The following is a 21,166-nucleotide window of genomic DNA, read 5'->3' as shown; positions in this document are numbered from 1 at the left end:
CAGCGCCACCAACGAGCTTTGCGTCGCCGCCAACCCCGCCCTTATCGGCACGCGGCATGCCAGCGGCCCTTCCCATGCAGATCACGGCGGCGATCAGCGGTTCATCGAGGCATTTCAGGGTCAGGCCGACGGTGCTTTCGGCCGGCAGGGCGACCTTGGTCATGGTGCTGCCCAGCGTCAGGATCACCGGCAATAGAATGATCAGCAACGACACACCAAAGCTCGGATGGCGCGGCGCCTTGGGCGATGCCGTTGAATTTTGAACCGCCGACAGTCGCCGTGGTGTTGGACAAGGCAACATGGACCCGCCAACTGCTGGAAGGCGCCGGCACCTTTGTGCTTCAGGTGCCTTGCGCGGCTCAGGCGGATCTCGTGCAGACGGTCGGCAACACCACCGGCTCCGAGACTGACAAGTTTGCAGCTTACGGTTTGCAAGCGTTCAAGGGTGAACACACCGAAGCGCCGCTGCTGGAAGGCTGCGTGGCGTGGCTGGAATGCCGCCTGCTGCCTGAGCCTCGCAACCAGCAGACTTACGATCTTTTCCTGGGTGAAGTCGTCGCGGCCTATGCTGACGACCGCGTGTTCAGCGGCGGCCGGTGGCACTTCGAAGGGCATGATGAACTGCGCACGTTGCACCATGTGGCGGGCGGGCATTTCCTCACTATCGGTCAGCCGATTGATGGGCGCCAGCTCTAAGCCTTGCCAGCGCGCGTTTGCCAGCGCTTCGGCAAACGCCATCAGCTCCCACATTGATCGCATTTCAGGTTGGGGGTTTCAGCGCCCGAGCATCTTCACCCAACGCGACGGTGGCATGCCGTAGGTGCTGCGAAATTGCCGGGTCATGTGGCTCTGGTCGGTGAACCCCGCGGTCAACGCCGTGTCCACCAGCGACCGGCCCTGGGCCAACAGGCTGCGCACCAGGTCCAGCCGACGCATGGTCAGGTAGCGGTAGGGGCTGGTGCCGAACAGCAAGCGAAAATCCCGCGATAGCGCCCAGCGATCCCGGCCGGCGTGGTCGGCCATTTCATCCAGGGTGATGGTGCGGCCCAAGGCGCTGTGGATAAACGCCCGGGCGCGCTCGGCGGCGACGTAATCGAAGGTCTTGCGGCTGACGATACCGCCCGAGACGTTGCTCAGCGCATGGGCCAAATCGAATAGGGCGTCCTGCTCCAGCAACGGGTCGAGGGGGTTATCCAAGTTTTGCAGCAGCACTTCGCTGGCGCGGAACAGCCTTGGGTCTGTGGATAGACCACTGGGGATAAACGGCAACGGCTTGCCGCCGAGGATCTGCTGGATCAGCGATGGCTCGACGTAAATCATCCGGTACTTGAAACCTTCATCACTGCCGGCGTGACCGTCATGGGTCTCATCCGGGTGAAGCACCATGGTTGTGCCAGGCAGGCTGTGGATCATGGCACCGCGATAGTGAAAGCTTTGCACGCCAGTCAACGTGCGCCCGATCGCGTAGGTGTCGTGGCGATGCGGGTCAAAGGCGAAGCCGGCAAAGTACGCCTCGATACGGTCCAGGCCATTGGCGTGCGGGGCGCGGTGCAGCCAATCGAGGGTGACGGAGGGTTTGCCCATGGTGAGTGGTCACAAAAAAGAGGTGGAAACACGTTAACCCAGTCTGCGGAAGGTTGTCTGCCGGGTCTTGAACGATTGTGCGAGTGTGTCGCCGTGGAAGCAGCCGCCATCGGGATTACCGAACAAAACCTGTTGTTGCTTAAACAAGGCAAGGTCAAAGGCATCAGGTTGGGGACGCTGGATGCTATCTGCGCCTATCTGGATTGCCAGCCCGGTGATTTGCTTGTACATATGCCATAGCCGGCTGCCGACCCGTAGGGTCTTGTTCACACCGCGAAGAAGGATCATTCGATGCTGCTCACCCACCTGCCGTACGCTGCTCCGTTGCGTGGGTGAGGTGCAGTAAGTACATACCTTACTCACCTCGATCTGCTCTCGTCGAACGCCTGCTGCATGCAGATGAACACCTCTGGCTGCTGCACGGGCGCTTTCTCCGTTGATTGAAGTGTTCAGTCGCCGACCGCCTGGCCTTCACGCCGAGGGTCGGCGCCGCCGCTCAGTGACACCTTCCCCTGGGCATCCCGCGTGCGAACGATGGCCTGGATGCCGCTGGTCATATCGATCTCGCTCACTGCATGGCCCTTGTCCTTGAGCGCCTGCTTCAATGCGGGACTGAACATACCAGCTTCCAGCTCGGTCGCACCGTTGCGGCTGCCAAAGTTGGGCAGGCTGATGGCGGCTTGCGGGTCGAGTTTCCAGTCGAGCATCGCCACCAGGGACTTGCTCACGTATTCGATGATCTGCGATCCGCCGGGCGAGCCGACCGCGGCCAGTAACTCGCCGCTTTTGCGGTCGAACACCAGCGTCGGCGCCATGGTCGAGCGCGGGCGTTTGCCGGGCTCGACACGGTTCGCAACAGGCTGGCCATTCTCTTCGGGAATAAACGAAAAGTCGGTCATCTGGTTGTTAAGCAAGAAGCCCTGGACCATGACATGCGAGCCAAACGCCGCTTCCACCGTGGTGGTCATCGACACGGCGCCTCCCTGGTCATCCACGGCCACCACTTGCGAGGTAGAGATGCGCAGCGGCGAGCGATCGGGTGCGTAAGCCACCTGGATACCTGCTGGCAAGCCTGGCTTGGCGATGCCCATGCTGCGCTCGCCGATCAAGGTGGCGCGCTTGGCCAGGTAGTCCGGTGCAACAAGGCCCGCCACCGGCACAGTGACGAAATCGGTGTCGGCGACATAGAGCGCGCGATCAGCAAAGGCCAGGCGACCGGCTTCGGCCAGCAGGTGCACCGCTTCGGGTGTCGGCTCAAAACCTGCGTGCGATAGGCTTTTTACCGGTTGCATCGCTGCGATGGCCAGCCCAGGATCGCGGCCTTCCAGCGCTTGCAAGGTGCCGAGGATTTGCGCGATGGCGATCCCACCCGATGACGGCGGCGGCATGCCACACACCTTCCATTGTCTGTAGTCAGTACACAGTGGCGTGCGTTCCTTGGCGGCGTAGCCCTTCAGATCTGCCAGCGACAGGCTGCCCGCATTACGATTGCCCTGCACTTTGCGGGCGATCTCATCGGCAATCGGCCCGTGGTACAGCGCATCCGGTCCTTCCTTGGCGATGCGCTTGAACACGTCTGCCAGTGCCGGGTTTTTCAACACGCTGCCGATGGCTTTCGGCGTGCCATCGGCGTTCAGGAAGTACGCCGCCATGTCTGGCGATTGCGCGATGTAGCGATCGGCCGCGATCAAACTGTGCAGGCGCGGAGAAATCGCGAAGCCTTGTTCCGACAGCCGGATCGCCGGTTCGAACAGCTTGGCCCACGGCAGGTGGCCGGTCTTTTCGTGTGCCATTTCGAGCGCACGCAAGACACCTGGCGTACCGACCGAGCGCCCACCGATCTGCGCCTCGGGAAATGTCATTGGTTTGCCGTCGGCCTTCAGGAACAACCGCTCGGTTGCCCCGGCTGGTGCGGTTTCACGGCCGTCATACGCCTGCACATTTTTGCCGTCCCACAGCATGATGAATGCACCCCCGCCGATGCCCGATGATTGCGGCTCCACCAGGGTCAATACCGCTTGCATCGCAATCGCCGCATCAATCGCCGAACCGCCCATGCGCAGCATTTCGCGTCCGGCCTCGGCCGCCAGAGGGTTGGCGGCGGCGGCCATATGACGCTCGGCGTGTTGGGTCGTGAGGTCGGTGCGATAGCCTGAACCCAGCTCCGGTGCCGGTGGCTGTTCGTTGACAGGCGTGTGGCAGGCAGCCAGGGCGAGGGCTGCGGCAACCACTGACAGTTGACGGCGAGAAATCGAAAACACGCGCTGAACTCCGTTCATTTTGAGAATGATCTGTTGTCCTTGGTTACTGCGTTTTTACAGATAAATCGTGCCTTGCAGGTAGAGCACCGCATGACCGGAAATGATCACGCGGTCACCCTCGAGTTCACAGCGCAATTGGCCTCGGCGCTTGCCGCCTTGTTCTGCGGTCAGTTGCGACTTGCCCAAGCGTTCGGCCCAGAAAGGCGCCAATGAGGTGTGGGCCGATCCAGTAACCGGGTCTTCATTCACGCCCACATTCGGGCCGAACCAACGGGAGATAAAATCAAACGGCGTGCTTTTGGCCGTTACCGCAATCCCGCGCTTGGGCAGGCCCTTGAGGGCTGCGAAATTCGGCGTCAATGCGGCAACTTGGGCTTCGTCTTCGAGCAGCACGATGTAGTCATCGGTGCAGAACACTTCGGCCTGTTCAATGCCCAGCGCGCTCAACATGCCCGCGGGCGGTTCGCAGCGCTGAGGTTGCTTGGCGGGGAAGTCCATCGCCAGTTCATCGCCCTGACGCGTTACCCGTAGCTCGCCGCTACGGGTAGCAAAGCGCAAAACGTCTGGCGCATCCGCGATCTGGTGGATCAGCACCCACGCCGCCGCGAGCGTGGCATGGCCACACAGGTCTACTTCGACTTGCGGGGTAAACCAACGCAACTCATAGAACCCCTCACGAGGGACGAAGTAGGCGGTTTCGGAGAGATTGTTTTCCGCTGCAATGTTCTGCAGTTGCTCATCGCTCAGCCACTCGGTCAGCGGGCAGACCGCCGCCGGGTTGCCGCCGAAGACGGTTTGGCTGAAAGCGTCGACTTGAAAGATATCCAGTTTCATCGAGAGCACTCCGTTGAGGGGGGAGCCGGACACTAACAGTGGGTCAAGCGAGCGTCAAAATACAGATGGAAGGTTTTTTCGAGCGCATGAAGGTGGCGTGGTGATCAGGCATAGGTGGAACCAAAAATAGCGAGTACCCACTAGACAGCTGTGATTCATTTTGTTTGGGAGCATTACCATGCACACAGGATTAGATCCGCTTCTCAAATTACAGCAAGCCCTTGGAAATTGCTCGACGAAATGGCACCAGCAAACACCTCCGCGTAAAAGCCCGCCGCCAGTGTCGTTGCTCCACTATCAAACACTGCAACCCACCTCAATGCAGTTCGATGCCCGACTCATCAACGGGAAGGTGCAGGCTGATACGACGCTTGCGGGGCGTGATATCGCCCAGCACCTCAACCAGCCGAATAAACACTATGTAGCCGATGGTTCTTCTGCAGCGGGTACCTATACGTTGCGGATGAAGGATGAACGCCAGTACCTGTTTCATATTCAGTCCACGCCTGCTGTTGCAGCGGTGTTCAAAAGCAGCCTTCCCGATGCTGCCGATGGCGCCGGTAACGGCCCGGGTCGCGCGCATTTGGGGCGCGTCAGCGCCATTCAAACAACTGCGCAGGGCCAGCAGTTTCGCCTGGATGGCGCACGGCTGTTTCGATTCGAGCCGCTCACGCTTTCCTGGAAACCAGACGCAGATACCCGTGCATTCTCCCGTATTGGCCTGAGCAAAGAAGGACAGCTGCTGAAGACGCCCGAAGGGTTTGCAGACAGCAGCGCCCAAGGGGGCACCACGGTGCTGCTGAGTCAGGACCGGGATATTTCTGTTGTGCATCTTCAAGGGGCTGGCGCTCACACTGTGTGTCCGGTCGATGAGGTAGGTTTGCCGGTGCAGCTCATGCGTATCGGGGTGTCGGGAAACACCTTGTTTGGGGCGACCACGGACGGTGAGTTGGTCCGTGCCGACCTGCGCATGGCACGAGATGACAAGCTGCCCATGGTCAGGCAAACGGTCGACGCGCTGGAGCGGGCGCTGAAGGGCGCCGTCAATGTGGAAGGCTTCTTTCATGATGACGCCGGGCAACTCAATGCTCAGGTGCGCGACGCACGCCTTCAAGTGCACAGCGTGCCCTTGAGTGACGCACAGGCACTCCGCCCGCAATGGAACCTCAGCGATGTGCTGGTCAAACACATCGAGAAAGGTTTGCCCCTGCCCAGCCTGCAGGCGCTGTCGACGGCAGTGGACCTCGGGCAACGAGGCAAGATTGCACTCGATGCAAGCCACCTGTTGACCTGGGATGCGACGGCCCAACGTTGGGAGAACGCTGGGCAGCCTGGTGTCGAGCATCTGGCGTGTGGGTTGGATGGTCGCGCCTATGTGCTGCAAGAGGGGCAATTGAAGGCGGTTGCCATCAGTAAAGTGTGCGACCCGTTGATTGAGGGCGCCAGTCACGACTTGGCCGCACTTCCCGCGCCGCGCCCACACGTATCCCTTGGCGAGGTGCTCGCCGGGGATAGTCAAAAGCCCGTGACCGGATTCGCTGTAGCGGACGGCCGAAATTTTGTGACGGTCAATCGGGAAAACCAGCTGCAGGTCCATCAGGACGGCGTCGCCAGGGCGTTGGAACTGACCCCCTTGATTGACATAAAGACACTCGCCTTGGATCACGCGGGAAACCTGTATGCACATACCCAGGAAGGCGACTTGTTCAGGTTGGATCGCCAGGCCTGGCAGGGCAAAACCGAGCACGCGCAACGCTGGAGCAAGGTTGATCTACCGAATCGCCAGCCCTTGGAGTCCCTGCGGATGGGTGCCGATAAGCACTTGTTTGGCGGGTGGGACAAGCAGTTTCACCGGCTGGAGAACGCCACCGCCAGCACGATGAAGTGGGGCCCGGTGCAATCGATGAACCAGGCACCGTCATTGGCCGATACATTCGCTGATACGTCGATGCGTGCGCAGTTCAATGGTGCCGCGCTGACCGTCAGCAGCAAGGTGATGGGCCAATCCCATGAAGGGGGGCGGCTCAAGCGCAATTTTATCGAAGGGATCAAAGCGCACTTCCACCCACTGGAAGGCCTTAGCCAGGTGGGTAAGGATATTCAGCACCATTTCAAAGGCCGTAAGGGGCTGGAAGGGATCTACGCTGACGATAAACGCCTGCATGAACAGCTCAAGGTGCTGGCGCAGAGTAGGCCAGTTCCTGCTGACCTGGGTGTGCGGCTCGCAGCCCTGAGCAAGCCGGGGCCGCGTCAGGCGTTGGCCGAGCAGATCCGCCAAGCGCTGACTGACGTAGAACACAGTAGCCATTCAAGCGCACATCGCCTGGCAGACGTGCATGGCGTGGCGTTTGACGCTCGGCCCACGTTGAGCCGGGCGGCGATTGATCCCCGTTCGACGCTGCATCAACTGTATGAAGTGTTTAAAAGAGTCTCCCCCTCGACGCAAAAATCGACCGCTGCGCTATTGGCCAACCTTGAGGGCCAAGGCTTGGCGCTTCCCGCCTGGGCGCCCGAGCGCAAGCGCAACCTTGACCACCCCTCGGCACTCATCGAGGGCGACCTGATTCATCATGCAAGCGCGCTCAAGCAACTGGCGGATCTGGCACGGGCGCTCGACGATATGTCAGGCGTTAGCCCAAGCGGCCTGGAGCGCCTGGAAACCTCCCTGCGCGAGACGATGCAGGCGTTTAAAGACAGCCCTGTCCACACACTGGCCAGCCAAGGTATTGCCAGTTACGAGCAGGCGGAATCGTTGTATGGCAACTTCAAACTGTTGGCCAAGGACCTTGGAACACCTGGCTCTGCGCTTCACTGGCATCTTTCGGGCCTGTTGGGGTTGCCCACCGATGCTTCCATCAAGGCGGCAATGACGCAGCAGGTACAGCAACTGGGCAGTGGCCAGACCCTCGCGCCGAGCCGGGCCCAAGGTCAAAGCGTGGGGTTGATGGTGACGGGGGTAAAACCCATAGCCCCCGTGGAGTTTTTCTTGGGAGCCTCCAAGTCGCATACCCACGGTGTGAGTATCAGCCGTACCGATAAAGGCGCGCGGGTTGAGATCAGTACAGACGACATGCGGCGGCTGGCCGGCTCGGTGGCCTCGGGCCTGACGCTAGGGCGAGGCCCGGAGGCGGTGGGGCCGGGCTTGAGGGTGGGTGCGGAATTGACTGCAGCGGTGGCGAAAAACACCGGGTCGAGCATCGCCTTTGACGTGAAAGAGGCAGACTTTGGCACGATGATGTCGATCCTTACCGGCGAGAACGGTACCGTCTACGACTTGCTCGCGTTGGGTGAGGAGCACGCGACAGGCAAGAGTTCCAAGGTCAGTGGTGACGTCAACCTGGACGTACTCGCCCAATTGCGCTTGATGTACACCCCGCAAGAAAACATCGCCGAGTTGGACTCAGTGATCCGCGCTGGCGTCGGTGTGGTAGGCAACCTCAATCTCGCGCATGCGGACAAGGGCCAGTCGACCACGCACACCGCAACAGGTACCCGCCAAGGTACGACAACCAGCGCTCAATTATTCAGGCAGGCTGGCGTGGGCGCCAACACCGCGCCAATCAATGCGTTGGCGTTAGGCCGGGCCGACGGTGACTGGCCCAGCGCGGCGGCGGCCTCGTCGCCGGAACTGTCGGTGATGGTGAAGTTTGATCGCGGGGAGTCGCAGGCTTTCAGTTTTTCGTTCAAGCATCCGCAACCGGTTACTCAGTCGCAGATGGATGAACTCATACGCAGCGTGTCGCTTTACTCGCCGACTTTCAGGCGGGAGCTGGCTGCGATCGGGCTGTCGGGGAACACCGTTGATCAACAGTTGGCCACGGTGCAACGGTTTCTCACGACTCATTCGCCTATAGCAACGAAGCCGGACGCTTATCACGGCATCAGCCAGTCACTGGATAAATTAATCACCCAGCAGGACCTGGTGAAGAACGGGCTGCGCCAACTGACGTCGGTCGAGTCTTCCGTCACGCGTGTGGGGTTACGGGACGACGGGCGCCATGCGTGGCTGGATGATGTGGCGCCGGCCAACAAGGCGGCCATTGAACAGTGGTTGAAGGATGACCCCCAGTTTGCCCAGGTACTTGATCAGTGGCGCCAGAGTGAGGGCACTTCAGTGAAGCTCGGCATGGAGCTCAAGCCGCAGGTAGTGCGCGCAATAGAGCGTAGCCATCTTGCCGGTGAAAGTACCGAACCGCTGATCCGGCGTGCCCTGAGTGATCGCACCAATCTGCGTGTCAAAAACCTGAGCTTGAGCTACACCACCACGCAATCCCACGGCATGTCGATACCCACTATGAATCTCAGCTTTTCCAGCAGCGCTGGGCTGAGTCTCACGCAGAAGCGCGTCAATGCTGACCTTGAATACGGAATGGACCCCGATAAACCTTTGCGCATGAACTTGAACGATACGCTGGGCAGTCTGCCCCGGCATGATCTGACTATTGACCTGGCAGATCAGCGGGTGAGGACACAAACCCAGCCGATCATCTGAATCACTTCGGCGAGTGAGCTGGGCGTCGAGGTGCTGCGTCAGGCGGTCCCAGCACTTTCCGCGAGGCATAAAAAAACGGCCTACCTTTCGGTAAGCCGTTTTTAGTACTTGGTGGTACACAGTCATTTGAACGAAGCTACTAATATGATGTATTTAAAATGGTTTTTTATTATCAAATCAATTAGGCATACACACAGGCATACATGCTACGGGGATCTGAGTGAGCGTTCCCTTATAGCTGCGCTCGGGCATGATGCCATCTGTCTGAAACAAGGCCTAGATGTCGGATTGACCATAGAAAGATGTCATTCAGTCTCTCTCAGTGGCATTACTAGCCAGATAAACTGGAGAATCTGGTTTACTGCCGGTGCCGGTGCCGTTGTATTGCTGATTTATCGTTCATCGTGATTCGATTTGAGCCCCTGAACATAGGAGTGCGTAACCTTCCTATGTCCAGGGGCATGGTCTGAAAGATCTGAGTAAGCTTTATGTGTATGACATACCTCACGAAATAGCGTTCCCCCTCTGCTTGTATTTGATCTGGCAACATTTCTTCGCATCCATGATAAGCGGTGACGTATTTACCGCTTTCGGGACAGCGTGCAGAAACCGGACGATTGTGTTGAAAAAGTCGGACCGCCCAAACTGCCAGATCATTGACTGGTGAAACGCTTTTTTTGCACGCTGTCACGTGAAATCAGAGTCCGGAAGCCTCTGCCAAGAGTAAAGATTTCAATCTCGGATGAGTACTTTCCTGATGTGCAAACCATGGACGATTTTTTCAACAGGATCGGACAATACCGGGGCAATCATGTCGATTCTGCGTTCACCAACGGCCATGATGAGATCCAAGTTGGCGTAACGACGTGCGAGGGTAATGACCGCCCACCAGAAATCCAACTGCACCGTAAACAGCATGACTGCCCACACCAGTCGAGCGCGGCGGCACGGCGGATGCGGAACACCGTCAACGCGCCCAGCAGCACGCAGGTGAAGGAGATATTCGGGAAATTGCTCGCGGCGCCCACTCACGTATTGGCTACCGTTGACTCTAAGTGGTGTTGTCATTTCGCCCGCAACGTCGCCGTTGTCTTCAGCCGGTTGCGCAGTTGCACAGATTGATTCCGTCCGCATAATGGGGGTCATGAATCCATTGCCCGACGAGTCACGAATGCGCCCGTTACCGCCGATTGGTGTTGGTCTGCGCGCTGCGCATTACCCCGACTTTCTGCAGACATTGCCGCCCGTCGACTGGCTTGAAGTGCATACCGAGAACTACTTCGGGCCCGGTGGCTGGGATCTGCATGTGTTGCGGCGCCTGGCCAATCACTATCCGATCAGTCTGCATGGGGTGGGATTGGGCATCGGCTCGGTACATGGGTTTTCCATGGAACATGTCGAGCGCATTCGCCAGTTGGCAGCCAGCGTCAGTCCCTTTCTGATTTCGGAACACCTGACCTGGGGCGCGGTGGAGGGGCGCTGCATTAACGATCTATTGCCGCTGCCGCTGACCGAAGCGTCTCTGAGTCTGGTCTGTGAGCGCGTCGATCAAGTGCAGAGCGCCCTCGGTCAACAACTGTTGCTGGAAACGTGTCGACCAGTCTGCGCTACAAGGGTGATACCTTGGGTGAGACGCAGTTTCTTGCGGAAGTCGTGGCGCGCACCGGGAGTGCGGTGCTGCTGGATCTGAATAATCTTTACGTCAATCAATGCAACCACGGCGAACCGGCGCTGGCCGCCATGCAAGCGCTCGCTGTTGGCTGCATGGGTGAATTGCATCTTGCGGGTCATAGCCATGAACAGGGCTTGCTGGTGGATGATCATGGCAGTGCGGTTGCCGAGCCGGTCTGGGCGCTGTATCGCAGCGCATTGCGCCAGTTTGGCAGCGTGCCGGTGCTGATCGAATGGGACACTCGTCTGCCGCCGTTTGAAGAGCTATTGGGTCAGGTCGAGATTGCTCGGGCGATTGCTGCGGAGGTGCCGATTGACGCGTGAAGAGTTGGCGTCGCTACAAGCCGATTTCGTTGCAAGCCTCGACGAATCGTCAGCACCCGCGATTCTGCCGCAGGGTTGGTTTGACGCTGCCAGTTCCGATGATCTGCTACGTTTTTCGCGTTACCGCAGTGCTCTCTGGCAGCACCAGGAGCGCTCGCTGGCGTTGACTTATCCGGTGATCAAGGCGTTGGTCGGCGATGAGTTTTTCCGCACGCTTGCGCATACTTATGGCCAGCGATATCCATCGCGCCAGGCCGATCTGAAAACGTTCGGCGCGCAGTTTGCGGCGTTTCTCAATGATTACTTGGCCGTTCACGCCTACCCGTATTTCGCTGACGTGGCGGCGCTGGAGTGGTCGGTGCAGTGTGCGGCGTTCGCTGCTGACGCTGTGGCATTGAGTGCTGGCGAACTAGCTGCGCTGAGCAGCAGTCAAATCGATGCCCAACGTTTGACCCTGCATCCAGGCTGTTCGCTGCTGCACAGTGACTGGCCATGCGCGGCGTTATGGACTGCTCATGTGACGCCGGGCCAGGCATTTCCGGATCTGCAAGCGAAACACCGGACGACTCTGGTTTATCGGCTCGGCTGGGTGGTGAAGGTGCGGGAGTTGAACCCTTGCGAAGCGGCGGGGTTGATCTGCCTGAGTGGCGGGGCCAGCCTGAGCGAGGCCTTGTTGGCCGCTCAGGCGCGATTCGCCGAGGCAAATCTCCCATCGCAGTTGGTCGATAGCGCAGCGCTGGTTACGCGCTGGTTGAACGATGCGCTGCTGGTTACCGTCAGCGTCTAGTGATCCTTACGGAACGCCAACTGCCAGCGTCGCCTGAAGTTCGGCGAAGGTGGTGATGCTGCCGGCAATCGCGCTGGCGGCCACGGTGTAGGGGCTGGCCAGCCAGACGCTGCCGGGCCCCGAACGGCCGGGAAAGTTACGGTTGATCGCGCTGATGGTGACCTGTTCCGCCGACACCGACTGCCCCGGTCCACAATTGGCGCAGGCGCCGCAACCCGGTTTGATCAGCACCACGCCGGCCTGCTCGAAGGTTTTCAGGTAACCGCGCTGCTGACAGTAATCGTGAACGTCCATCGTGCCGAACTGCAAAAACAGCCGTGTGTCTGCGTTCAGGGGATAGTCGTTGGCCAGCGCCCACGCCAGGACTTCGTGATAGCAGTCAAAATCACTGCGCTTGCCGGCGGTGCAGGACCCGCCATAGGCGATGTCCACGTTCACCGGCGCGGGCAGATCCGCCACTGCCACGCCGTTGCCGGGATCTCCCGGACGGGCCAGCATGGCTTGCAACTGGGAGCCGTCGATGTGGATCACTTCGCGATAGTGGGCATCCGCATCACTGCTCATCCAGTCTTCGAGCTGGAAGTCGATGCCGCGCCGCTCTTTGAGAAAACTCACGGTTTTGGCATCGGGCTCGACAATGCCGGTCATGCCGCCGAGCTCGGCGACCATGTTGGTCAACGTCGCGCGTTCATCAATGCTCATTCCTCGAATGGCTGGGCCGCCATATTCGAACACTGCGCCGATTGCACCACCGGCCTGGATCGACTCCATCTGCAGCAGATACAGCACCAGATCCTTGGCCATCACCCCAGGCGCTAACGTGCCGCTGACCTCGATCCGAATCGTGTCGGGGACTTTGCAGCGCACGTAACCGGTGGCCCAGCTATTGGCCATTTCGGTCGCACCAACGCCGAACGCCAGACAGCCCAGCGCGCCGGAATGCGGTGTGTGTGAATCGGTGCCGGCGACCACTTGTCCAGGCAGGGCGTAACGCTCGATCATCAAGGCATGGCAAATGCCCTCTGACCCGGATTTGTCTTGCAGCGCCCCGTGGGAACGCACCGGATACTGCTCGGAAAAGTGCCTGTGGCCACGGGCAAGATCCGCCACACCGTCGAGCAGTCCCTGCTGGATGTGCGGGATGCTTTGCGGCGCGAGGACCAGATGATCCTCAAACGCAATGATCCGGTCTGGATCGATCAGGCTGGCCGGCTGACCGAACGCCTGATGCATGAGGTGGGCGCTCATGCCGGTGAAGTAGTCGTGACTGAAGCGGTAATCTGCGGCGATGAACACGCCCTCGCCACGGGTGACGGTCTGCGCATCCGGATGCAGGTGACGAGTGATGATTTTCTCGACCAAAGTCTGGCCTGTCTTGCTCGCGGTAACCCGCTCGCGGTCCGGCAGTGGCCAGTGCGCAGCGCGGCTGTACTTGAGCAGTCCACCGCTGCGGATTATCTGCTGCGTCAGTTCGTCGCGACCTTCCAAGAAGGTCGAAAATTCGATGGCTTCGCCAGCAGCAATGCGCTCAAGCACAGAGAAATCGGTGGTGGTCAGAATGCCAATGTTGTCGCAGTTCTGTTGATAGATCCGCTCAAAGCTCTCGGCCACGATCAGGCGGATACCGGCCGACAGTTCAGCCACCGGCGAGGATTCGCGTGACGACCCTTTGCCGTAGCGCTTACCCGCGACGGTGATCTCGAAACCGCCTCGCTTGATCGCATGGCGAGCAATCGGTAATTGCTCGCCAGCCTTGAAGCCGACATAGGGGAATTCCCCCAGGCGCTCGTCGTAAACCATCATGACGGTGACGGGGGTGATTTCGTCAGTAGAGATGTTGTCGCGCAGCGGCTCGGCGCTTGCCAAAGTCAGGTCTTCGCCGTCGAGCTGACGGCGAAGACACTCAGGGTTCTGCGACAAATACAGAGCGCGCCCGGAAAAGCGAATTGCATTGTTCATAGATGAGTTCTCCTGATTGCACTCTATCAGCGGGGAAAACGCCCCGCGCTGATGGTTGGAGAACACAGCGATGCTGGTTGGAGACGAATCGCCAAGCGCTGTGGGCAAGGCTCAGACATCGACCGGGAGCTTGTCACAAAGTGCTTTTCGCCGTTGCTGCACGCTCAATTGGCAGATCCACAGCGCACAGCCGAGCAGCAGCACGCAGGTGGCGATGAACACCGAACGAATCCCGATGTGTCCGGCAAAAAAACCACCGGCGACCGGCCCCAGCACTTGTCCGGCGTATTGCGCGGAGGTCGAATAACCGAGCATGCGGCCGACCGAGCGATCATCGACATTGTGCCGGATCAACGCAGTTACGCAGGGCAGCAAGCCGCCGAGCGCCAGGCCCATGCAGAAACGCAGGGCAATCAATTGCCAGATATCGCTGACAAAGGCTTGTGGAATCAGCAGCAGCCCGGCCAGTGCGAGGCTCGCGGCGACCACTTTAAGTCCACCGATCCGGTCAGCGATCTTGCCCAGCCGCGGCGCTGAAATGATGCTGCCCAGCGCGGCGGCGGACATGGTCAAACCGGCGTAGAACGTCACGCTGCCGGCGGCCTCGACCAGTTGTTGCACGTACACGGTGATGATCGGCTCGATGGACATGTTGGCGACCATCAGCAATGACGCCGTGGCGAGCATCGAGAAGACCACGGTGCGCTGATTATTCGATAAACCGGCGTCGGTCGTGGGGGGGGGCGCCGCGTTCGTCCTGGCTGGGGCGACACGCTTTTCTTCGCGGACGAACAGGCACGTGGCCAGGAAGTTCAGAAAAATACAGGCGCTGGCGAGGAAGAAGATGCTGCGAATATCCAGCACCGCCGGCAACACACCGCCAATCAACGGGCCGACTAGACTCCCGGCCATGATGCCCGACGCCAGGGTGCCCAGCGCCCAGGCCGAGCGATCCTTGGGCGTTTGTGCCGCCACGATCACATATGACCCAGACGTGTAGCCGCCCGCCAGTCCCACCAGAAACCGCAACAGAACCAGCTGCCAGACATTCTGCGCCAGGCCGATCAGCGCCATGCTCACAACCATGCCCAGGCTCGCGCGGATGAGGTTTTGTTTGCTGCCATAGCGATCAGCCAGACGCCCCCACAGCGGCGCCACCAGAGCAGCGGAAAGGAACGTGGCGCCATAGGCGATGCCCGACCACTGGACGATTTGCGCATGGCCCTCAACGCCCAGTTGCTCGATGTAGATCGGCAGAAAAGGCAACAGCAACGTCATGGCGACGATATTGATGAATGAGCCGAAGAAACAGATGGCCAGGTTACGTTGCCAGTACACGCTACTCATGTGATGAATCCCTGTAAAAATGATCGAGCGCATGGGCGTTGCCTGCGCCATGCCGATGCGCTCGCCGGCGCCGGGTTCAGACCGTGGCCACCGGCGTCACCGGCGAGGCCACGGCGCCAGTCAGACGCAGGGGCGGCGCGGTCAACAAAAAACGGCTGCGACCGTTTTCCCGCAGCCATTGGGCGAGTGGCGTCAGATACCAGAGTTCGCCCAAATGGATGCCCAGTTTGAACAGACACAACTCGTGCAGCGGCAAAATCGGGTAGTGCGGCAGATCGAGTTTTTCCGACGGGAAGGCTTCCACCGCATGATTATCCGCTGCAATCGCGCTGATCTGCGCTTCGTCGATCCAGCGTAGCAACTCTTCGTCACGACCGTTGAGGTCGACGCACGAGTGCTCAAGCAAATGCACGTCCGGATCGCCTTGCATATCCACCAGCATCTGCGCGAAACCGGTGTGGAACAGTACGATGTCGCCAGGCTCGACCACAATATTGTCGGCCTCCATGATCTGACGGATCTCGGCATAACCGACGCGCCGCTTGGCATTGCCAAAATGTTTGTGCAGGTCGATCAGTACCGCCCGGCCTTGCAGTCCGGTGGCGGCCATGTGCTCGACCCCGAGGAACCTGGCCGGCGCCGGTGGGAAATCGCCGTGGGCATCAGGCTCACGTTCGATCTCGCCAAAAATGTCCTGCTCGGCGCGGAAACCATTGTAGAAGCAGCTTTGCAAGCGCCCGTCACCGTCGATATCGAACAGGCTGCCGACTTGCGCAAGGCTGTCCCACTGGGTCGAATACTGTGTGCAAAGGGTGACGGTGTGGTCGCACAGCACATCGGTCAGATGCGGATCATCCTGGCTCAGTTGGTAGTCGATGTTCGAGCGATTGTTGCGCAGTACCGGTTTCAGCACGGGTGGCTGGCGACGCGAGTTCCACTTCGAACCGCCCGGCAGGTCAAGCGGCAGACTCAGGCAGAATGATTTGCCGGCACGAACCTCGGCGGCACCTTGACGGATCTTTTCAGCCGTCAGCAGATTCAGCCGTCCGAGTTGATCATCAGGACCGAAATCCCCCCAGTTCGAACCCGCCGGACGTTGCTTGTAGCGCATGTTGATACTCCACTCAGACCAGTGGGCAGCCCGCAGGCTGCCCGTTTCAACTCAGATGCTCGGCTTGAGCAAGATCGATTCAGTTGTGTTCGGTCGGGTCTGGCTCAGGTGGTAACACGGCAAAGCGCTTGAAGCCCGGGCGCTGGCTGATGCGCTGGTACCAGGCGTCCAGATGCGGGGTGTCGGGTTTGTTGTCGAGCTCGAAGGTTTCATAGGTTTGCGCCAGCACACCGAGGGCAATATCGGCGATGGTGAAGTACTCGCCGGTGATGAATTGCTTGCCGGCCAGGTACTCGTCGGCAATCGACCAGTTCTTCGCCAGGCGCGTCGATTGAATGCGCACGGCATTCATGTCGCGCCGCTCGGGAGCGGTGCGGATCAGTGAAGTGAACAGCGGCACGATATCCGGCCACAGCGCACCGACAGACCAGTCCAGCCAGCGGTTGCAGTCCGCATGCAACTTCGGTTCGGACGGGTAAAGGCTTGGCGGGCCGTAGCGCAGCGCCAGGTAGCGCATGATCGCGTTGGACTCCCACAGCACGAATTCCTCATCGATCAGCGTCGGTACCAGACCATTGCGATTGAGCCGCAGGTATTCCTCATCATTGGTCCGGCCATACTGGCGGCCGGCATCGATTCGTTCAAAATCCAGCTTCAGGTCTTCAAGGCACCACAACACCTTCTTGACGCACAAACCACGTTCTCTGCCCCAAACTGTCAACATGACTATCCCTCGCACGATTTAATCAGATGGCTACTGCTTGCGTTGACCGACCTTAAGCGGACGGTTTTTTCATGAATGTTTCGCGATACTCCGGCACTTGCAGACCAGCCATGCCCCAGTTATCGACATGGACTTCATCGATGACCACCGTGGTACTTCGCGGGTTTTTCTGCAGCACGCGTTCCAGCACCGCGGTGACTTCGGCGATCAGCTCGCGTTTCTGCTCGCGGGTGACGCCTTCATCGGTAATCTTGATATTTACGTAAGGCATGCAACGCTCCTTGGGTTGGCAGCGACGAGGCTCGGCACCGGGCCTTGCTTCGCCAACTCTGTTTGTAAACCGCGCGCCAGACGCTCCATGGCACGGCGCAGCAGTTCGGGTTTCTGGGCAAAACACACGCGAATGAAGCCTTCTCCCGCGGGGCCGAACGCGCTGCCCGGTGCGATGGCGACGCCATGTTGTTGCACCAGCGCCATGGCCAGACTTAGGCTGTCCCTGACGCCCTCTAGCTGGATGAACGCATACAGGGCGGCGTCTGGCTGGTGGTAGCGGATGCCTGCAACACTGGCCAGCGCGGCGGACACGATCGCCCGCCCGGTCAGGCAGTAATCGCGGAACCCGTCCACGAATGGCCGATCCTGCAACGCCGCCAGCGCCGCCATCTGCACGAAGGGCGCGACCCCGGAATGAGTCAGCTCGATCAGCTCACCAAGCTTTTCCCGCTGGCCCTGCGGCACCACCAGCCAGCCGACTCGATACCCTGTCATGGCCCAGGTTTTGCTGAAGCTGTTGCACACCACCAGACGATCCTGGGCCGTGGCGATGTCGAGCATCGAAGGGGCGGCTCGCCGGCCGTCATAGATCAGGCGTGAATAGACTTCATCGCTGACGATCCACACCCCGTAGCGGCGGCACAGGTCCAGAATTGCCTGCATCTGTTGCGCACTGGCGGTCCAGCCGGTGGGATTGTTGGGCGAATTGAGAAACAGCACCCGGCTGCCCGGCAACGCCGCTTCCAACGCTTCCAGGTTCAGCGTGAACCCCTGTTGGTCGAGCAATAGCGGCACGTCGCGCACATTCACGCCTTTGAGCGCCGCGAGATTTCCCGGGTTGGGCCACGCGGGCGAAATCAGTACCGCCGTGTCGCCTTCGCGCAGCAGCGCAGCGAAGGCGACGTTGATTGCGGCCATGCCTGAGGCGGTCACGGCGATCCGATCCTCACTGACTGGCATTTGATGCAACTCGCTTAGGTAGTCGGCCAGCCCTTGGCGCAGGGCCGGTACACCGCGAATATCCGGGTAGCGGGTGTGCCCGGCATCGAGCGCTTGCTTGAGCGCGGTTTGTGCGCAGACGGGGCTCGGATGATCGCTTTCGCCAAAGCACAGGAAGTCCACATCCCCGAGCCGAAACGCTTCCCGGGCCACCTCGACCAACTGCGAGCCTGCGATGTGATCGAGATCGAACGTTGCCAAGTGTTCGAATGCATCGGACACCGAGTCGGGCAGCGTTCTGTCATGACTGTTCAAAGAAACCACGATGCACCCCTCAGCCGGTTAGGCAATCGAAAGAACGTTCTGTGGCTGCGCAACTCTGTCCTGACGCTGCACGTGGGCGAGCAGGGCGTCGAGGAAAGTGTTCGACGAATTGAGGCGGATCAGTGCGCCGTAGAGGATTTCCCTAATGACACGCGGATCCTGTTCGACTGCCGGTTCTATGACGTTGTCGAACCAGCCTTTGCCATGAATTGCATCGATGCGGATGTGCAGGTCGTGGTAAGCCAGGCCAAACTCCGGCAGCCCCAGGCGCCGCCAGCCGGCAACCAATTTCTTGAAGCGCCGAGGGGCGAGGTATTCGGTAACTCCGAAGTAACCGATGGCTTTGTAATGATGCCGCGGGCTCAGGGCCAGGCAGGCAGAAAGGTTGCCGCACACCCGCGCCTCAGGGAGCAATGCCTTGTCGATGTAAGCGGCGTCGACATTCAGCGCCTTCAAGGCTTTGCTGAACAGCAGGGTGTGCACCTCTCGTTCATCACCATTGCCCATCTCGTCGAAATAGTTTTTGGCAATTTCCATTTTTTCTGCGCCGACTGTGCCCACTTGCATCAGCGCCAGAATATCGTCGAAGCGCGGGTCGAGAGTGGTTTCCTGGGCCAGGAAAGTTCTGAAAGCTTCAACACTTGCCGAGTCGCGAAGATAGTTCTGAACGAATGGGTGCGCGCCCGCAGGATGTTGGGCTATCAGTTGTTTGAACCAACTTACAAAAGCGCCGCCGTTAGTCGGCATCTGATCGAATATGTCCGCCGGGATGATATCGATTTCATTTTGCAGGATGACCGGTTCAAGTAAGGTAGTGATGTCGGCGAATACACAAGATACATCAACATCGACTGTTTCCATTGGCGGCACTGAAAAGCGGTAGTCATAGATGACGGCCAGTACCCGATGCAGTTGTTCACGCGGTTCCTGTTGGCCGCAAGCGCAAAGACGTTTCAGGCGGAGGCACTCATCGAGGACTTTTTGGCGCATGTCACTGTTCAGCGCATATGGCTGCGACCCACTGAACCCTTGCTTGCAATAGTCAGTGATGAATGAAAGCAAATTGAAATCTTGCGTTTGCATCGTGCACTCCTTCGAACGAGTAAAACAACTTTCACGGACAAATAGTGGCTCGCAAAATTGCGCTAATAGAGTCGATTGCTTTTCTCTTAGTGCAAGTAGATAGGGCGCTATTCAGTTACGCTCCATGGTCTATGGCGGTGCTGTGAAAATCAATTCTCGAATTTTCTACAGTATTCAACTTAATGAGAACGGCCGCTTCGGTTTGACGTGCTTCAGTGCGCTGAGCGGGCGGCGGAGTTTCAGTTGGTCGACCTTGTGTAGGGTGGGTTGATACTTCCAATGGTGTTGAAAAACGTGTATTCCATGTCAGCAAGTCGCGCTTCGTGCTCAGTTTGAGTGGCGGTTTAATATCATTAAATAAGAAATATTCGTGTTGGCGTGTCTGGAGTTAGTCGAGAATCTGTCGCGCCCAAGGGAGGGCCATGAATCACTTAGTCAGAAAACTGGACTTCACTTCGTTGCGCTTGTTCGTGACGGTTTGTCAGGAAAAAAACATCGCCCGCGCCGCTGAACGCGAGTGCATCACACCCTCGGCCGTCAGCCGGCGTATCGCCGAGATCGAGGCGATTGTCGGGCTGCCGATCATTCATCGCGAATCGCGCGGCATTTCCGTAACGCCGGTCGGTGAAATGATCATTCGTCACGCCAAATCGATGATTGCCAGCCTGGAAAGCCTCAACGCCGAGCTCTCACAGTTCACCTCGGGCGCTAAGGGCAGTGTGCAGATTGCCGCCAACCTATCGGCCATCGTTCAGTTTCTTCCGGAGGATCTGGCGGCGTTCAAACGCTTGTTCCCGGAAGTGGAAATTCTCGTCGATGAGCACAGTAGCGCCCACGTGATGCGCAGCGTCACCGAGGGCAACGCTGAAATCGGTATCTGCAATGCCAATTACGGTACCGCAGAGTTGGAGTTCTTGCCTTATCGCACGGACAGGCTGGTGCTGGTGGTACCGCGCGGCCACCACCTGGCCGAAGCCAGTTCTGTAACGTTCAACGATATCGCCCGCGAGAGCTTCGTCGGTTTGTCTGAGGAAACCTCGTTGATGACTTTGCTGGCGCAGCGCGCCCGGGACATTGGCGAGGAGCTGGACGTGAAGATTCGTGTGCGCAGCCTCGACGTGTTGTGCCGGATGGTGCACGTCAAACTCGGGGTGGCGGTGGTTCCGCAACTGGTGGCCGAGTTGAATATGAACGCGCTGGACCTGCGTGTGGTGCCGATCGTCGAGCCGTGGTCGATCCGCAAACTGGTAGTGGTGTTTCGCCATCGTGATCGCCTGACTGCCACCGCAGCAGCGTTGGTCAATTATCTGACCAACAAGCACTGAGGATTTGGCAGAAAAGTCTTGAGCAAAGCACGTGTCACTCGCCAATCGGCACGTTAGCCATCTCGACATGTCATGTCTGGGATTGGATCCAAGTAGTAATATTTGGATACATCTCCGACGGGACTTGC

General features: G+C 59.2%; 14 protein-coding genes and 5 pseudogenes. 6 read left to right on the top strand and 13 right to left on the bottom strand.

Translation table 11 applies throughout. The features are described from left to right. Positions 1 to 37 precede the first annotated feature (37 nt). Positions 38 to 253: pseudogene (locus AACY52_RS21770) on the bottom strand (gluconate transporter); the annotation flags it as partial. Here AACY52_RS21770 and AACY52_RS21765 point away from each other — a divergent pair. Further along, positions 232 to 696 (top strand): annotated as a pseudogene (locus tag AACY52_RS21765) (flavin reductase family protein); the annotation flags it as partial. The pseudogenes AACY52_RS21770 and AACY52_RS21765 overlap by 22 nt on opposite strands. 78 nt (positions 697 to 774) lie before the next feature. On the opposite strand, the gene AACY52_RS21760 reads toward AACY52_RS21765, so the two are convergent. After that, complete coding sequence (locus AACY52_RS21760; RefSeq protein ID WP_339427200.1) at positions 775 to 1,584, bottom strand: AraC family transcriptional regulator; 810 nt, start codon at positions 1,582 to 1,584, stop codon at positions 775 to 777. Between the two features lie 99 nt (positions 1,585 to 1,683). Between AACY52_RS21760 and AACY52_RS21755 the strand changes: the two are divergent. Further along, a pseudogene (locus tag AACY52_RS21755) lies at positions 1,684 to 1,824 on the top strand (helix-turn-helix domain-containing protein); the annotation flags it as partial. Between the two features lie 66 nt (positions 1,825 to 1,890). Here the strand turns inward: AACY52_RS21755 and AACY52_RS21750 are convergent. From AACY52_RS21750 to AACY52_RS21740, 3 genes and pseudogenes are all read right to left on the bottom strand, one after another. Next, positions 1,891 to 1,983 (bottom strand): annotated as a pseudogene (locus tag AACY52_RS21750) (D-alanyl-alanine synthetase); the annotation flags it as partial. Positions 1,984 to 2,033: 50 nt separating this feature from the next. Then, the gene (gene ggt / locus AACY52_RS21745; RefSeq protein WP_339439066.1) at positions 2,034 to 3,863 is read right to left on the bottom strand and encodes a gamma-glutamyltransferase; all 1,830 of its coding nucleotides are present in this window, start codon (positions 3,861 to 3,863) and stop codon (positions 2,034 to 2,036) included. Positions 3,864 to 3,899: 36 nt separating this feature from the next. Continuing rightward, the gene (locus AACY52_RS21740; RefSeq protein ID WP_339419677.1) at positions 3,900 to 4,679 is read right to left on the bottom strand and encodes a PhzF family phenazine biosynthesis protein; all 780 of its coding nucleotides are present in this window, start codon (positions 4,677 to 4,679) and stop codon (positions 3,900 to 3,902) included. 319 nt (positions 4,680 to 4,998) lie between these two features. Here AACY52_RS21740 and AACY52_RS21735 point away from each other — a divergent pair, with 319 nt between their 5' ends. Further along, a complete protein-coding gene (locus AACY52_RS21735; RefSeq protein ID WP_339506823.1) occupies positions 4,999 to 9,171 on the top strand; it encodes an AvrE-family type 3 secretion system effector in 4,173 nt (1,390 codons plus the stop codon). Positions 9,172 to 9,903: 732 nt separating this feature from the next. Here AACY52_RS21735 and AACY52_RS21730 read toward each other — a convergent pair. Continuing rightward, positions 9,904 to 10,317: a hypothetical protein gene (locus AACY52_RS21730; protein ID WP_339419675.1), complete on the bottom strand. Its 414-nt coding sequence runs from the start codon at positions 10,315 to 10,317 to the stop codon at positions 9,904 to 9,906. On the opposite strand from AACY52_RS21730, the pseudogene AACY52_RS32325 reads away from it, so the two are divergent. Both AACY52_RS32325 and AACY52_RS21715 read left to right on the top strand, forming a co-directional pair. Continuing rightward, positions 10,307 to 11,166: pseudogene (locus AACY52_RS32325) on the top strand (DUF692 domain-containing protein). The gene AACY52_RS21730 and the pseudogene AACY52_RS32325 sit on opposite strands and share 11 nt — an antisense overlap. Then, positions 11,156 to 11,953 carry a DNA-binding domain-containing protein gene (locus AACY52_RS21715; protein ID WP_339560771.1) on the top strand — a complete coding sequence of 266 codons (798 nt, stop codon included), beginning with the start codon at positions 11,156 to 11,158 and terminating at the stop codon, positions 11,951 to 11,953. The pseudogene AACY52_RS32325 and the gene AACY52_RS21715 overlap by 11 nt, the downstream one beginning before the upstream one ends. A gap of 6 nt (positions 11,954 to 11,959) precedes the next feature. On the opposite strand, the gene AACY52_RS21710 is transcribed toward AACY52_RS21715, so the two are convergent. From AACY52_RS21710 to AACY52_RS21680, 7 genes are all read right to left on the bottom strand, one after another. Then, on the bottom strand, positions 11,960 to 13,912 hold the full coding sequence (locus tag AACY52_RS21710; protein WP_339419672.1) for an aconitase family protein: 1,953 nt from the start codon (positions 13,910 to 13,912) through the stop codon (positions 11,960 to 11,962). A 111-nt stretch (positions 13,913 to 14,023) separates the two neighbouring features. After that, positions 14,024 to 15,259, bottom strand: coding sequence for an MFS transporter (locus AACY52_RS21705; protein ID WP_339419671.1), 1,236 nt, complete (start codon positions 15,257 to 15,259; stop codon positions 14,024 to 14,026). Between the two features lie 76 nt (positions 15,260 to 15,335). Continuing rightward, positions 15,336 to 16,370, bottom strand: a complete 1,035-nt coding sequence (locus AACY52_RS21700; protein ID WP_339560770.1) for a cyclase family protein — start codon at positions 16,368 to 16,370, stop codon at positions 15,336 to 15,338. Between the two features lie 79 nt (positions 16,371 to 16,449). Continuing rightward, complete coding sequence (locus AACY52_RS21695; RefSeq protein ID WP_265042990.1) at positions 16,450 to 17,094, bottom strand: glutathione S-transferase family protein; 645 nt, start codon at positions 17,092 to 17,094, stop codon at positions 16,450 to 16,452. A gap of 52 nt (positions 17,095 to 17,146) precedes the next feature. Further along, positions 17,147 to 17,365, bottom strand: coding sequence for a 4-oxalocrotonate tautomerase family protein (locus AACY52_RS21690; RefSeq protein WP_258627766.1), 219 nt, complete (start codon positions 17,363 to 17,365; stop codon positions 17,147 to 17,149). Beyond that, positions 17,353 to 18,630, bottom strand: coding sequence for a pyridoxal phosphate-dependent aminotransferase (locus AACY52_RS21685; protein WP_339419662.1), 1,278 nt, complete (start codon positions 18,628 to 18,630; stop codon positions 17,353 to 17,355). Before AACY52_RS21685 ends, AACY52_RS21690 begins: the two co-directional genes overlap by 13 nt. An 18-nt stretch (positions 18,631 to 18,648) precedes the next feature. Beyond that, positions 18,649 to 19,713 (bottom strand): iron-containing redox enzyme family protein, encoded by a 1,065-nt coding sequence (locus tag AACY52_RS21680; RefSeq protein WP_339560769.1) that lies wholly within the window; start codon positions 19,711 to 19,713, stop codon positions 18,649 to 18,651. A 422-nt stretch (positions 19,714 to 20,135) separates the two neighbouring features. On the opposite strand from AACY52_RS21680, the gene AACY52_RS21675 reads away from it, so the two are divergent. Then, positions 20,136 to 21,038, top strand: a complete 903-nt coding sequence (locus AACY52_RS21675) for a LysR family transcriptional regulator (protein WP_339419658.1) — start codon at positions 20,136 to 20,138, stop codon at positions 21,036 to 21,038. The last annotated feature ends 128 nt before the right edge of the window (positions 21,039 to 21,166 follow it).

This window comes from Pseudomonas sp. EA_65y_Pfl1_P113 (assembly GCF_963970525.1).
GTDB classification, from domain to species: domain Bacteria; phylum Pseudomonadota; class Gammaproteobacteria; order Pseudomonadales; family Pseudomonadaceae; genus Aquipseudomonas; species Aquipseudomonas tritici.
The sequence above is the reverse complement of the archived record's forward strand: the minus strand, read 5'-3'. Positions and strand labels throughout refer to the sequence as shown.